The 13,333-nt window shown below is 68.9% G+C and carries 13 protein-coding genes; 7 read left to right on the top strand and 6 right to left on the bottom strand.

All coding sequences use genetic code 11. The features are described from left to right. Positions 1-9: 9 nt before the first annotated feature. Genes ACIBG5_RS37460 through rpe form a run of 5 tightly spaced genes read left to right on the top strand, consistent with a single transcriptional unit; the run spans position 10 to position 3,742 of the window. The gene (locus ACIBG5_RS37460; RefSeq protein ID WP_396396502.1) at positions 10-399 is read left to right on the top strand and encodes a pyridoxamine 5'-phosphate oxidase family protein; all 390 of its coding nucleotides are present in this window, start codon (positions 10-12) and stop codon (positions 397-399) included. Next, entirely contained in the window at positions 389-1,588 is a 1,200-nt protein-coding gene (gene cbiE, locus ACIBG5_RS37455) for a precorrin-6y C5,15-methyltransferase (decarboxylating) subunit CbiE (protein ID WP_396396500.1), read from the top strand. The genes ACIBG5_RS37460 and cbiE overlap by 11 nt, the downstream gene beginning before the upstream one ends. 19 nt (positions 1,589-1,607) lie before the next feature. Continuing rightward, positions 1,608-2,348, top strand: coding sequence for a precorrin-4 C(11)-methyltransferase (gene cobM, locus ACIBG5_RS37450; protein WP_396396498.1), 741 nt, complete (start codon positions 1,608-1,610; stop codon positions 2,346-2,348). Then, positions 2,345-3,067, top strand: coding sequence for a cobalt-precorrin-6A reductase (locus ACIBG5_RS37445; protein WP_396396496.1), 723 nt, complete (start codon positions 2,345-2,347; stop codon positions 3,065-3,067). Before cobM ends, ACIBG5_RS37445 begins: the two co-directional genes overlap by 4 nt. 9 nt (positions 3,068-3,076) lie before the next feature. Then, the gene (gene rpe / locus ACIBG5_RS37440) at positions 3,077-3,742 is read left to right on the top strand and encodes a ribulose-phosphate 3-epimerase (protein WP_396396495.1); all 666 of its coding nucleotides are present in this window, start codon (positions 3,077-3,079) and stop codon (positions 3,740-3,742) included. Here rpe and ACIBG5_RS37435 read toward each other — a convergent pair. Next, positions 3,707-4,933 (bottom strand): MFS transporter, encoded by a 1,227-nt coding sequence (locus ACIBG5_RS37435; protein WP_396396493.1) that lies wholly within the window; start codon positions 4,931-4,933, stop codon positions 3,707-3,709. The genes rpe and ACIBG5_RS37435 overlap by 36 nt on opposite strands. 61 nt (positions 4,934-4,994) lie before the next feature. Between ACIBG5_RS37435 and ACIBG5_RS37430 the strand changes: the two genes are divergently transcribed. Further along, entirely contained in the window at positions 4,995-5,786 is a 792-nt protein-coding gene (locus ACIBG5_RS37430) for an HAD-IIA family hydrolase (RefSeq protein ID WP_396396492.1), read from the top strand. Positions 5,787-5,801: 15 nt separating this feature from the next. Here the strand turns inward: ACIBG5_RS37430 and ACIBG5_RS37425 are convergent, their stop codons facing one another. From ACIBG5_RS37425 to ACIBG5_RS37405, 5 genes are all read right to left on the bottom strand, one after another. Next, positions 5,802-6,536: a polysaccharide deacetylase family protein gene (locus ACIBG5_RS37425; protein ID WP_396396490.1), complete on the bottom strand. Its 735-nt coding sequence runs from the start codon at positions 6,534-6,536 to the stop codon at positions 5,802-5,804. Between the two features lie 140 nt (positions 6,537-6,676). Next, entirely contained in the window at positions 6,677-7,423 is a 747-nt protein-coding gene (locus ACIBG5_RS37420) for an amino acid ABC transporter ATP-binding protein (RefSeq protein WP_396396489.1), read from the bottom strand. Further along, entirely contained in the window at positions 7,410-8,165 is a 756-nt protein-coding gene (locus ACIBG5_RS37415) for an amino acid ABC transporter permease (protein ID WP_396396487.1), read from the bottom strand. The genes ACIBG5_RS37420 and ACIBG5_RS37415 overlap by 14 nt, the downstream gene beginning before the upstream one ends. Next, complete coding sequence (locus ACIBG5_RS37410) at positions 8,165-9,028, bottom strand: substrate-binding periplasmic protein (protein ID WP_396396485.1); 864 nt, start codon at positions 9,026-9,028, stop codon at positions 8,165-8,167. The genes ACIBG5_RS37415 and ACIBG5_RS37410 overlap by 1 nt, the downstream gene beginning before the upstream one ends. A 176-nt stretch (positions 9,029-9,204) precedes the next feature. Next, a complete protein-coding gene (locus ACIBG5_RS37405) occupies positions 9,205-9,864 on the bottom strand; it encodes a helix-turn-helix domain-containing protein (protein WP_396396484.1) in 660 nt (219 codons plus the stop codon). Positions 9,865-10,046: 182 nt separating this feature from the next. Between ACIBG5_RS37405 and ACIBG5_RS37400 the strand changes: the two genes are divergently transcribed. Further along, complete coding sequence (locus ACIBG5_RS37400) at positions 10,047-12,092, top strand: VWA domain-containing protein (RefSeq protein ID WP_396396483.1); 2,046 nt, start codon at positions 10,047-10,049, stop codon at positions 12,090-12,092. Positions 12,093-13,333: the final 1,241 nt, after the last annotated feature.

The raw sequence follows: 13,333 nt of genomic DNA, 5'->3' as shown, positions 1-13,333 counted from the left end.
GATCGCGGGGTGCGATGGACTGAGGGACTGATCGGGTTCTGGACGGAGCGGCACCTGTGCGTGCTGAGTACCGTCCGTGCGGACGGCACGGTGCATGCGACACCGGTGGGCGCGACGCTGGACCCGGAGACGGGGACGGCCCGAGTGATCTGCTCCGGTACGTCGCACAAGGCCCGGATCATCCGGAAGGCAGGCCCTGAGGGAGCCGCGGTCGCGGTGACCCAGGTGGATGGACGCCATTGGTCCACGCTCGAGGGCCGGGCGGTCGTCAGTGACGACCCGGACCGGGTGGAGGACGCCGTACGCCGCTATGCGAAGCGGTACCGCGAACCGCGGGTGAACCCACGCCGCGTGGTCATCGAGATCACCGTGACGAAGGTGCTGGGCAATGCCGGCTGAGGTCACCGTCGTAGGTGTCGGCGCCGACGGGTGGGACGGGTTGTCCCCGGCGGCTCAGTCGGCCGTGCTGGCGGCCGAGGTACTGATGGGGAGCGCCCGGCAACTGGCTCTCGTGCCGACTGTCGAGGCAGAACGGGTCAAGTGGCCGTCACCGTTGTCCGAGGCGTTGCCCGGGCTGCTGTCGCAGTACGCCGGCCGGCAGATCTGTGTGCTGGCTAGCGGTGACCCGACGTTCCACGGCATCGGTACGACGCTGACGCGGCTGCTGGGGGCGGACGCCGTACGAGTGATTCCGCATCCGTCGAGTGTGTCGCTGGCGTGTGCACGGCTCGGGTGGCCGCAGGACCAGGTACAGGTGGTCAGTCTGGTCGGGCACCCGACTGAACGCGTGCACCCGCACGTCCAGCCGGGGCGTCGGCTGCTGGTGCTGAGCTGGGGTGCTCACACGCCGGCTGAGGTCGCCGCACTGCTTGCCGAGCGAGGCTATGGCGCGAGCGAGCTGACCGTGCTCGAGCAGCTCGGAGGACCGTCGGAGCGGGTGCGGACTGCGACCGCCTCGGAGTGGTCGTACGACGTTGACGCGCTCAACGTGATCGGTGTGCTGTGCCAGGCCGGTGCTGACGTGGCGCTGCTGCCGACGGTGCCCGGGCTGCCGGATGAGGCGTACGAGAGCGACGGACAGTTGACGAAGCGCGAGGTGCGGGCGGTGACGTTGTCGCGGCTCGCACCGGTGCCAGGTCAGTTGCTATGGGATGTGGGCGGCGGTGCGGGAAGCATCGCGATCGAGTGGTCGCGCCACCACCCGGCCTGCCGGGCGATCGCGATCGAACGCGATCCCGAGCGGGCCAAACGCCTCGATCGCAACGTTGCGAACCTCGGCGCGCTTGTCACCACAGTGGTCGGCCCCGCGCCCGCGGCCCTGGATGGGTTGGAGACGCCGGACGCGATCTTCATCGGCGGGGGAGCGACGGCACCGGGCCTGATCGGCGCCTGCTGGAATGCGCTCCGGCCTGGTGGCCGCCTCGTGCTGAACGGCGTGACGCTGGAGACCGAGGCCCTGATCGCGCAGTGGTACGGCGAGCTCGGTGGTGACCTGGTCCGGCTCGACGTACAACGCGCCTCGGCGATCGGAACCATGACCGGCTGGCGGCCCGCCATGCCCGTGACGATCTGGAGCGTGACCAAGTGACCGTCTGGAGCGTGACCGAGTGACCGTGCATTTCATTGGGGCCGGTCCGGGCGCCGCCGACCTGATCACGGTCCGCGGCCGCGACCTGATCGCCTCGTCGCCGGTCTGCCTGTACGCCGGTGCGCTCGTTCCGGTCGAGCTCCTCGACCACTGCCCGCCCGGCGCCCGCAAGGTCGACACGGCCTCGCTCAACCTCGACGAGATCATCGCCGAACTCAGCGCCGCCCACGCCAGCGGACTCGACGTCGCCCGGCTGCACTCCGGCGACCCGTCCGTCTTCAGCGCGATGGCCGAGCAGATGCGCCGCCTCGACGCCCTCGACATCCCGTACGACGTGACGCCCGGAGTTCCTGCCTATGCGGCGGCCGCGGCCACCCTCGGTCGTGAGTTGACCGTGCCGGAGGTCGGGCAGACCGTCATCCTGACGCGCATCGGCGGCCGGGCTTCCGCGATGCCGCCGGGAGAGGATCTGGCCACCCTCGGTGCGAGCCGATCCACGCTCGTGCTGCACCTGGCCGTCCAGCAGATCGATCGCGTGGTCGACGAACTCGAACCCAGCTACGGCGCCGACTGCCCGGTCGCCGTAGTGGCCCGCGCGTCCCGCGACGACGAGGTCGTCCTGCGCGGCACGCTCGCCGACATCGCGGACCAGGTGCGCGCCGCGGACATCCGTCGTACTGCGGTCATCATCGTCGGGAAGGTACTGGCGGCGACGGCGTTCCGCGACAGCCACCTGTACTCGGCGACGCGGACCCGATGAAGGTTCTGCTGCTCGGCGGCACCGGCGAGGCACGTGAACTCGCGCAGACCCTGGTGTCCGCTGGGGTCGACGTGGTCTCTTCGTTGGCCGGCCGGACCGCCGAAGCCCGGTTGCCTGTTGGTGCTGTCCGCCAAGGCGGCTTCGGCGGCGCGGCGGGTCTGGCGAGATGGCTCCACGACAATCCGGTCGACGCCGTGGTCGACGCGACCCACCCGTTCGCCGCCACGATGACCGAGCACGCCGTCAGCGCTGCCCGGGAGGTCGGCGTACCGCTTCTCGTTCTTCGCCGTCCCGGGTGGACGCCTGGCGACCGTTGGCATTGGGCCGACACCACGCTCGCCGCAGCCGAGCTCTTGCCGACGCTGGGTGCTCGGGCGTTCCTCACCATCGGCCGTCAGGGACTGGACGCCTTCGAGCACAGCGGTGTCTGGATGCTCGCCCGCTGTGTCGACCCGCCGGAGCCACGACCGACCTGGTGCACGCTGATCCTCGCCCGCGGCCCGTACGACGTGGACGGAGAGCTGACGTTGCTGCGCGACCACCGCATCGACGTCCTGGTCACCAAGGACAGCGGCGGGCCGCAGACCGCGGCAAAGCTGACCGCGGCCCAACTGCTCGGCATCCCGGTCGTCGTCATCCGTCGGCCGGCACTCCCCGCCGGCGTCGAGGCGGTCGAATCGGTGGACCGGGTCGTCGAATGGGTCGAGGCACGTCGGTAGATTGACGCCATGGGGATTCAGATCGCGCCGAGCATCCTGTCCGCCGACTTCGCCCGGCTGGCCGACGAGGCGACGGCCGTGTCGAACGCCGACTGGCTGCACGTCGACGTGATGGACAACCACTTCGTGCCGAACCTGACGATCGGCATGCCGGTGGTCGAGTCCCTGGCCAAGGCGACCAGTACGCCGCTCGACTGCCACCTGATGATCGAGGACCCGGACCGCTGGGCCCCCGGGTACGTCGAGGCGGGGGCTGCCAGCGTCACCTTCCACGTCGAAGCGTGTCGCGCACCGATCCGGACCGCCCGCGAGATCCGCGCCAAAGGTGCGCGGGCCGCGATGGCGCTCCGGCCGGCCACGCCGATCGAGCCGTACGAGGACCTGCTGTCCGAGCTCGACATGATCCTGATCATGACGGTCGAGCCGGGCTTCGGCGGGCAGAAGTTCCTCGACGTGTGCGTCCCGAAGATCCGCCGGACCCGCCAGTTGCTCGACAAGCACGGTCTCGACCTGTGGATCGAGATCGACGGTGGCGTCTCGGCCGACACGATCGAGCGTTGCGCCGAGGCCGGAGCCGACGTCTTCGTCGCCGGATCCGCTGTCTACGCCGCCGACGACCCGAACGCGATGGTCGAGCAGCTACGCGGTCTCGCCCAGCAGGCCACCGGTCGCTAGAGCCGGCTCGGGCTGGTGCTGCGGCGGAATGCGGAGCAACAGCACCCAGGAGATCGCAGCGAAGACGGCGGCGAGCAGCCAGACGTAGCGCACCCCGAAACTCTCGACGACCGCGCCCGACAGCGCCGCCCCGATCGCAGCGCCGCCCATGGCCGCGCTGCCCATCCAGCCGAACACCTCGGTCCGCACGGTGTCCGGTGTCAGTGCGCCCAGACGCTCGTACAAGGCTCCGATCGCCGGCGCGAGCGTCAGCCCGGACAACGCCAGTGCCACCCCGAGCGACAGCGGTGACCAGGTCGCGAACACGCACAGCAGCATCCCCGCCGCGACCAGGGCAGCCCGGCGCCACAAGTACGACGTACGTCGGCCTGGCAAGGCACCCGCGACAGCGCCACCCACGAGGCTGCCGAAAGCCCAGACGGCCTCCAGGACGCCCGCGATCAACCGCTCGCCGTGCTCGTCCGCGAACGCGACGATGCCGAGGGAGATGCCGTTGAAGGCCATCACCCACAGACCGAACGCGAGGATCAGCGGCAACCGGCATCGATGCCACAGCAGTTGGCGAGCGGTCAACGGCGGCGCGCTCTGGTCGTCGCGGGCGAGCGGCGCGGGTTGTCGGAGCGCGTACCACCAGATGAAGATCGCCGACATCAAGGCCGCGAGCAGCACCCCGAGCCGCGGGCTGGCGACGCTCACAGCCGTTGCCCCGAGCATCGGACCCACCATGAACAGCAGCTCCTGCGCGGTCGCGTCCACCGAGTACGCCGTTCGCAGCGCCGGTCCCTCGACGACGCGCGGCCAGCTGGCACGCAGCGTCTGCATGACCGGTGGGACGAGCGCACCAGCGAGCAGAGTCAGCAGCGGCATCAGCCGATACAACCCGGACGGCAGGGCGGCGAGCAGGGCGAGCGCCACGCTCCAGGCCATGCCGGTAGTGAGCAACACCCCACGTGACCCGCGGCGATCGGCCGTCCGGGACCAGAGTGGACCGGCGATCGCCATGCCCACCGAGTACGCACCTGCCACGAATCCGGCCCAGCGGAACGAGCCGCCCGCGTCCTTCGCGAGGAATGCGACCGGAACCAACGTGGCGAGCATGGGCAACCGTGCCAGCAGCGACGACGCCAGCAACGTGATCACGCCGCGCGTGCGCCACAGCTCGCGGTACCCGGACAACTCCATGAACGGCATTCTTGCTCCACCCACCGACAACTTCCGGCGGTGCACGGATCGTCGCACCTACGATTGCCCCATGACCGAGCACAAGCCGGTGGAGAGTTGGCTGACGGACATGGACGGCGTGCTGGTGCACGAGGAGCGCGCGATCCCTGGAGCCGGTGAGTTCATCGCGTCGTTGCAGGCGTCCGGGAAGAAGTTCCTGGTGCTGACCAACAACTCGATCTTCACACCCCGCGACCTGCGCGCCCGCCTGCTTGCCGGAGGCATTGACGTCCCCGAGACCGCGATCTGGACCAGCGCGCTGGCCACCGCCCAGTTCCTCGACGACCAGCGTCCGGGCGGTACGGCGTACGTGATCGGCGAGGCGGGGCTGACCACGGCGCTGCACGAGGTCGGGTACGTGCTGACCGAGCGCGCGCCGGACTACGTCGTACTGGGTGAGACGCGCACGTACTCCTTCGAAGCGATCACCAAGGCGATCCGGCTGATCTCCGCCGGTGCCCGGTTCATCGCGACCAACCCGGATCCGACCGGGCCGTCCACCGAGGGGCCGCTGCCCGCGACCGGGTCGGTGGCCGCGCTGATCACCCGCGCCACCGGAATCGCGCCGTACTTCGTCGGCAAGCCCAATCCGCTGATGATGCGCAGCGCGCTGAACCGGATCGAGGCGCACTCCGAGACCACCGTGATGATCGGTGATCGGATGGACACCGACATCATCAGCGGCCTCGAAGCCGGCCTCCGCACCGTCCTGGTCCTGTCCGGCTCCACCGGCGAACACGAAGTCGAGCGCTTCCCCTACCGCCCGACCCGCATCGCCGAATCCATCGCCGACGTCGTCCCCCTGGTCGCCTCGCTCGACTAGGGCCTGGCTGACGGCCTAGCAGGTCAGTGTGCGGAAGCCGTAGCCCTTGGCTTTGAGGGATTTCAGGATGGTGGGGAGCGCGGCCACGGTCTGCGTGCGGTTGCCGCCTCCGTCGTGCATCAGGATCACCGATCCGCTGTGGACGTTCTTCAGCACGCGTTGGACGATCGCCGTCGTACCGGGCTTGGTCCAGTCCCGCGAGTCGACGGTCCACACCACGAGGGCCTTGCCGAGCGCCTTGGCTCGTTGCCGCACGGTGGGGTCCATCCCGCCGTACGGCGGTCGCAGGCAGGCCGGCGTACTGCCGATCGCGGCCTGGATGGCCTGGTCGGTCGACGTGACCTGCTGCCGGAACGCGGTGGCGGACAGGTGCCGCAAGTCGGCGTGTGTCCAGGTGTGATTCTGCACGCTGTGCCCGGCGTCGTGGATGCGTTTGGACAGTTCCGGATGCTTCGTGACGTTCTTGCCGATCTCGAAGAACGTCGCCTTCGCCTCGTACTTCGCCAGGATGTCGAGGATCTTGGGGGTGTACGCCGCGTCTGGTCCATCGTCGAACGTCAGTACGACGTACTTGGTGGGGAGGGCCGCCTTCGCCGGCACTGCGGACGGTGGCGAGGGCGCTGCGGTCTGTGGTTGCTGGCTCGGGTTGCGGGCGGCTGCGACGACGACGGTGCCGATCACTGCACTGACCACCATCATCATCGCCAGACCGATGAGCCGATGGCCGGTGCGCGTCAAGCGAACATCCATGCGTCCTCCCGGACGTGGGCGGGCGGGCCTCACTACCTCACCTGTCCACGATCCGTGGGATCACGCTCGGCGCCGGGATCCACGCCGCTGCCGCGTCAACAAACTACGCATAGCGGACGCGCCGGCGTTGCTTCCTGTCGCTAGAGCACCTGCGAGAGGAACTGCCGCAGCCGCGGTGACTCCGCCGCGGTGAAGACCTGCTCGGGTACGCCGGACTCCACCACGACTCCGTGGTCCATGAACGCGACCTGGTCGGCGACCTCCCGAGCGAACCCCATCTCGTGGGTGACGACGACCATCGTCATCCCGGTCTGGGCGAGATCGGCCATCAGGGCGAGCACGCCCTTGACCAGCTCCGGATCGAGGGCCGAGGTGGCCTCATCGAACAGCATGACCTCGGGCTCCATCGCCAGCGCGCGGGCGATGGCGACCCGCTGCTGCTGACCGCCGGACAGGTTGCCCGGTCGCGCCGCGGCTTTGTGGCTCAGTCCGACGAGCTCGAGTTGTCCCAGCGCCGCGGCCCGTGCCTGGTCGGGGTCGAGCTTCTTGATCTTGCGCAGCGGGAGGGTGATGTTCTCCAGCACCGACTTGTGCGGGAACAGGTTGAAGTGCTGGAACACCATCCCGATCCGGCGCCGCAACTCGTCCGGGTTGCCGCTGAGCACCGACTCGCCGGCCAGCCGGATGTCGCCGGTGTCGGGTTCGAGTAGCCGGTTGATCGCTCGGAGCAACGTCGACTTCCCGGAGCCCGAGGGCCCGATCACGCATGCCGTACGCCCGGCCGGCACCCGCAGATCTACGCCGCGCAGGACCTTGTTGGTGCCGAAGGCGAGCTCGACGCCAGAGACCTCGAGGCTGGCGGCTGTGGTGATCTCAACGGTTTGCATGGGCCAGCTCCTCCAGTACGACGTCCTCCGACTCGGCTGGGCGGCCCTCTCGCAGACGCTTGTCGAAGTAGTTCACCAAGTGGGTCAGCGGGACCGTGATGATCAGGTAGAAGATGCCGGCCAGCAGCAACGGCGACTGGTTGCCGTTGGTCGCGGCCGCGTCCTGCCCGATCCGGAACAGCTCCCGCTGGCTGGCGAGCAGACCGAGGAAGTAGACCAGGCTCGACTCCTTCACCAGGGCGATGAACTGATTGACCAGCGCGGGGAGGACCCGGCGCACGCCCTGCGGGATGACGACCAGCCGCATCCCGTCCGGGTAGCTGAAACCGAGTGCCCGCGCCGCTTCGAGCTGGCCCTTCTCCACGCTCTGGATGCCGGAGCGGAAGATCTCGCCGATGTACGCGGCGGCGATGAGGGAGAGCGCGAGGATGCCGAGCGGATATGGGTTCGGGCCCCACCAGTGCCGGGTGACCGGGGACAGGCCCTGGCCGATCAGCAGGATGGTCAGGATCGCCGGCAGGCCGCGGAAGATGTCGGTGTAGATCTTCGCCGGCCAGCGCAGCCAACGCTTCCGGGACAGGGCCAGGACCGCCACGACCATGCCGAGCACGGTGCCCAGCACGACCGAGGCGGCCGCCAGGATGAGTGTGTTGACCAGGCCTACTGTGAGCATCTCAGGCAGGACTGCCTTCATCGACTCCCAGTCGAGGAAGGTGTCGCCGAGCGTGGACCAGACGTCCATCAGCCGGCTGCGGCGGTCGTGCTCGCCGCGGGCGTGACGCTGCCGCTACCCGGCTTGAAGGTCGCCGGTACGGCGCGACCCGGGTAGTACTGATCGACGAGCTTGGTCCAGGTTCCGTCCGCGATCACCTCGTCGAGCGCCTTGTTCACCGCGTCCCGTAGCTTGTCGTTGCTCTTGGCCACGGCGAACGCCATCGGCGCGTCACTGAGTTCCTTGGCCGCCAGGATCACCGTGCCGCCGCCCTGATCCTTGGCCATCTTCTCGCCGATCTCGGCGGGGGACACCCACGCGTCCGCCGTACCGGCCTTGAGCAGGCCGAGCGCGGCGTTGTAGTTCGGCACGCGGACCGGGTCCAGATTCTTCCCGGTGGCGTAGTCGTCCTGGACGGTGCCTTGGACCACGACGACCCGCTTGCCCTTGAGCTGGCCGAACGTCGTGATGCCGGAGGTCTTGGTGGTGTTCAGGCCGAGATACCCGAAGTCGTACCCATTGCTGAAGGCAACTGTCTTCTTGCGCGCCTCGGTCACTGTGATGGACGAGCTGCCGAGGTCGAACTGGCCGCCGTTCACCTGCGACAGCAGGGCGGAGAAGTCGGTGCCGACGAACTCCGGCTTCAGGTTGAGCTTCGCCGCGACCGCGGTGATCAGGTCGTTGTCGAACCCGGTGAACTTGCCGTCCTTCACGTACACGTTCGGCGGCGCGTCGGTCAGCGTCCCGATCCGCAACGTCCCGGACTTGATCAGCCCGAGGTCCGGTCCGCTCGCGGCCGGGTCGTCATTGCTGCCGCAGGCAACCATCGCGGCCGCCAGCGTGACGGCGGTGGCTACTGCGGCGATCCGGTGAAGGGCGCTGATGGCGCGCACGACTGTCTCCTCACAAACGTCAACGAATGCAGGGCAAACCACCCTGCCGCGGCAACAGAACATCGCCTGGGTGCCCGGCATTCCACACCGACACCCAGTGAGACAGGCCGAGATGTCTACTCGGCTTGTGCTATATCAACGCCTGATTCGCGTGCGCGGGCGTCGATGCCGACTGGTCAACCGTGGTGTTTCTCATAGTGCGCGACCGCATCGGCGGTCCGACCGGTCCCGTAGGCGAGCAGTAACTCGGCGATCGCCGGTGACTCCGCCGCGGCCGCATCGGCGGCTCGTTGGATCTCCTCGGCGGACGCGACCGCACGGAACAGATCCTGGATCTCCCGCACAACGGCCCGGGCGCTCGGTGGCGCATTCGTGGGCGCATCGGTGGGGGCGACTCCTGATGGCCAGGACTGTCCCGTCGGCGCGTCCGCGGCCAGCCCAGGGGGTGTCGCGAAGGGTGGCGTCGAGCTCGTGGTCTGCCCCGGTGGGGGGCCGGGTGATCGCCGCAGTGGTGTGGTGGTGGCGTCGGTGTAGGCGCCCGTCGAGGCGCGGATCCGGTCCAGTGCGTGGGGAATGTCGTGGGGACCGAGCTCATTGGCAATGGCCAGATCGGCGAGCTCGGACACGGCGCGAAGGCGCGACACCACCGCAGGATTGCCGATCTTCACCCGTTGCGCGCTCATCAGCTGTGACAACATCGGCGCCGACAGCCCGATCACCTGCGCGAGCGCGCTCTGGGTCAGGCCGAGTGGCGGGGCGACTCGGCGGACGGTTTCACCGAGCGTCTCGCCGTACAGCTCGATCTGCTGCTGGAGGTTGTGCGCTGTCTGGTCCATCAGTGTGATCCCCTTACCCGGCCGTCGTCCGTGACCGACTGCAAACATCTTCGCAGTTGCGAAGGCAAATTGCCAGCGCATCTGTTTGCAGTTGTGGATATCCAGGCGTGCAACTCGTCGTCTTGACATTTGCGATCGCAAACTGTCAAGGTTTGCGGCAGCGAATCTCACTGGAGGAAACGATGACGGCTCTGCAGGGACACCGCCGCCCCGCGGTGTGGGCGCTCCTCGCCATCACCTTGACCGCAGTCCTGGCCGGACTGACCACCGGGACAGCCTCGGCCGACCCCGAGCCGGGTGACACCGGCAAGCTCGTGATGGTGCTCGACTCGTCCGGGTCGATGAAGGAGCCGGCCGGCGACGGCAAGACGAAGATCGTCGCGGCGCGCACCGCGCTGACCCAGGTGGTCAGCAAGCTCCCCGAGGACGCGCAGGTCGGCCTGCGGGTCTACGGCGCGACCGTGTTCAAGCGCACCCAGCCAGGCGCCTGCACCGATACCCAGCTGACCGTCCCGATCGGCACCGGCAACCGGCCCGAGCTGCAGGCCGCGATCGCCAAGTACAAGCCGTACGGCGAGACGCCGATCGCGTACGCCCTGCAGCAAGCCGCGAAGGATCTCGGTCCGACCGGCCAGCGCACGATCGTGCTGGTGTCCGACGGTGAGGCGACCTGTGCTCCGGAGCCGTGCGAGGTGGCGCGCTCGATCGCCAAGCAGGGCATCGATCTGAAGATCGACGTGGTCGGGTTCCGTGTCGGCGGCAATGCCCGCACCCAGCTGCAGTGCGTCGCCCGTGAGGGCCGCGGCGACTACTACGACGCCGACTCGACCATCGATCTCGAGACCGGTCTGGATCGCCTGTCCACCCGCGCCTTCCGCCCGTTCCGCATCTCAGGCACGCCGGTCCATGGTGCGCCCCAGCAGGAGGGTGCCCCGGTCCTTGCCCCGGGCCACTACTCGGACACCTTCGGGGTGGACGACACGGCGAAGCACTACCTGATCAAGCGGACCATCACCGGCTCGACCCTCCGTGCCGGTGTCAGCTTCCGGCGGCCATCCGGCGGCAGCTTCGTCATCCAGACCGAGGTGCGGCTCAACACGCCCAGCGGTGAGCAGTGCGGATGGAGCTACCCGAGAGGGTTCGACGGCGACCAGGGGCTTGCGACGGGGACGGCCGCAAGCTGGTCGAAGTACGAGAAGCAGAACGAGGAGTGCTCGGGGTCCGATCAGATGGTGCTCACCGTGAATCCAGGCAAGGACTTCCGGGAGCTCAAGGGCGTGCCGTACGAGCTGCGGATCGACGAGGAGCCGCCGGTGGACTCGACCACCAGCCTGCCGGCGCCGGCTACCGACCCGGTCTGGGCTCCGATGCCCGGGTCGACCCCGCGCGAGATTGTTCCCGGTTCGAGCTTCCCGGATGCATCACTGCTCGAGCCGGGTAGTTACAAGACGACGCTGATGCCGGGGGAGCTGCAGCTCTACAAGGTGAAGGCCGACTGGGGACAGCGGATTCAGGCGCAGATCACGGTGCCCGAGATGGCCGGAGCCCAGGCCGAGGCGCTCGACGGGATCCGTTACCTCGACACCGCGCTCATCTCGCCGATCGGCGAGGACGTCTACGCAGTCTTCGCCAAGAACGTGCCGGGCGGCTCCTACACCCGCGGTGTCCTCACCAAGCGGGGCCTGGTCAAGGCCGTCACAACCAAAGAGATCCGCTACCTCAACCGCAACGGAGCCAACAACCAGGACACCGGTACCTCGATGCCCGGTGAGTACTACATCGCCGTATCGCTGAGCCGCAAAGACAACGACAAGGCCTTCACCATTCCCCTCACCCTGACAGTCGGAGTAGTCGGTATGGCGGGCACCGGCAAACCGGAGTACGTAGACGGTGCAACCCCGGTCTCCGGCGAGTCCGTAATACCGTCCCCGACCAACACGCCCTCCCAACCGGCAGACTCCGGCGACAAGAACGAGGCAGGCGGTCCGGTCCAGGCCCGCGACAACTCCGACGACGGCACGCCCACCGCCCTGATCGCAGGCCTCGGCGGAGGCGGTCTCCTCCTCCTGATCATCGGCACCTTCACCGTCCTACGCCTACGCAAGAAGCCCGCCACCGCCCACCCAGCCCCCCAACCCTGGCCCCAACACCCCAACCAGCCCCCGCAGTACCCAAACCAGGCCCCGCCGCAGCACCCCAGCCAAGGCGGCCAACACCCACCCCACTAACCACCAAAGACGCAGAGCCCGGGCCACCACCAGCTGGGCAGGAGCAGGTGCGCTGACCGCCGAAGCACTCAGGCAAACGCGCAGAGCCCGGGCCGCGACTGGTGGCCCGGGCTCCAGCAACCAGCCCAACAGAGGGCACCGAGCGGTCCAGCAGCCCAACGAATTCCACCGCCGCCCGACGGGTCCGTTGGGCCGCTGCACTGCTGGTCACCGGTGCTCTGCGCGTCCGAAGCACCCTCGGCTTCTCTCCGGGTCGGCGATCGGACCATGGTGGGCAGTGGCCGGCGAGGTGGGCGCACCGTACGGCCGGCACATGCGCGGAGCCTGCTCCTGCACTGGGCCGCGGGTTTTGCGGTTAGTGCAGGAGGAGCCAGGCGGCGCTGCCTAGGAGGGCTGCGGCGCCCGCGAAGCAGCCCGCTGCTACCCACGCCAGTCCTCTGCTCTTGCGTGATGCCTTCGACTTCTCCGCGGTAGGCAGCGGCTCGGCGGTTGCTACGCGGGTCGGTTGAGTTGCGTGGGGCGGCTGGGAGTCGGGGTGTGGTGCAGCGGATGGCTGAGCCGCGGCGGCTGGTGCGGCGGGTGGTTGGGCGGTGGGTGCTGTGGCGGCGATCGCCCCGCGTGCCGGTCGAGTTGCCTGTGCGGGCTGGGACGCGCGGGTTGGCTGGGGTGGAGGAGCCGGCTCAGGTGAAGGAGCTGGCCGGGGTCGAGGAGTTGGTTGCGGTGCCTGGATCGGTTGCAGGACGGGGCGAGGTGGTGGGGACTGCGGGGCTGGGCCGGTGGGGGTCCAGGTGGATGGGAGGGGTGGGAGTTGGTCGAAGACCTCGGGGGAGTCCGGGTGGTTGGCCCACGGAGTCTCCCCGGCGGGTGGGAGGAGGCCGGATTCGGCGAGGAGGCGGGCGGCGGCGTGGGCGGACTCGGGGCGTTCGGACGGATCGGTTGCCATGCAGCGCCGGATGAACTCGGCGAGTGGTGCAGCGACGGCTGCTAGCGGCTTGGCGCTGGCTGCGGGTGGTCCGGCGGCTGCGTGTGGCCCGGCGCTGGCGGGTGGTGCGGCGGGTGTAAGGGGTCCGGCGGATGCAGGTGATTCGGCGTTGGCGGGGGGTGTGGTGGTGGGTGAGAGGGGGGTAGGGCGTTGGCCGGTGAGGAGTTCTAGGTGTACTCGGCCGAGACGTTGGTGACGTTGGGGTTGGTGGTTGACGTAGGGAAGACCTCCGGAGTGCGGTGGAGATAGCCGTCTTCAC

Origin of the sequence: Kribbella sp. NPDC050241 (genome assembly GCF_044459685.1) — a bacterium.
In the GTDB taxonomy this organism is placed as follows: domain Bacteria; phylum Actinomycetota; class Actinomycetes; order Propionibacteriales; family Kribbellaceae; genus Kribbella.
The sequence above is the reverse complement of the archived record's forward strand: the minus strand, read 5'-3'. Positions and strand labels throughout refer to the sequence as shown.

What these genes read in the sequence shown, in the direction of transcription:
- ACIBG5_RS37425 (WP_396396490.1), bottom strand. Translation starts at nt 6,536, where the DNA reads ATGGATGTTCGCTTGACGCGCACCGGCCATCGGCTCATCGGTCTGGCG.
- ACIBG5_RS37435 (WP_396396493.1), bottom strand. Translation starts at nt 4,933, where the DNA reads ATGCCGTTCATGGAGTTGTCCGGGTACCGCGAGCTGTGGCGCACGCGC.
- ACIBG5_RS37430 (WP_396396492.1), top strand. Translation starts at nt 4,995, where the DNA reads ATGACCGAGCACAAGCCGGTGGAGAGTTGGCTGACGGACATGGACGGC.
- cbiE (WP_396396500.1), top strand. Translation starts at nt 389, where the DNA reads ATGCCGGCTGAGGTCACCGTCGTAGGTGTCGGCGCCGACGGGTGGGAC.
- ACIBG5_RS37415 (WP_396396487.1), bottom strand. Translation starts at nt 8,165, where the DNA reads ATGGACGTCTGGTCCACGCTCGGCGACACCTTCCTCGACTGGGAGTCG.
- ACIBG5_RS37420 (WP_396396489.1), bottom strand. Translation starts at nt 7,423, where the DNA reads ATGCAAACCGTTGAGATCACCACAGCCGCCAGCCTCGAGGTCTCTGGC.
- ACIBG5_RS37405 (WP_396396484.1), bottom strand. Translation starts at nt 9,864, where the DNA reads ATGGACCAGACAGCGCACAACCTCCAGCAGCAGATCGAGCTGTACGGC.
- ACIBG5_RS37400 (WP_396396483.1), top strand. Translation starts at nt 10,047, where the DNA reads ATGACGGCTCTGCAGGGACACCGCCGCCCCGCGGTGTGGGCGCTCCTC.
- rpe (WP_396396495.1), top strand. Translation starts at nt 3,077, where the DNA reads ATGGGGATTCAGATCGCGCCGAGCATCCTGTCCGCCGACTTCGCCCGG.
- ACIBG5_RS37445 (WP_396396496.1), top strand. Translation starts at nt 2,345, where the DNA reads ATGAAGGTTCTGCTGCTCGGCGGCACCGGCGAGGCACGTGAACTCGCG.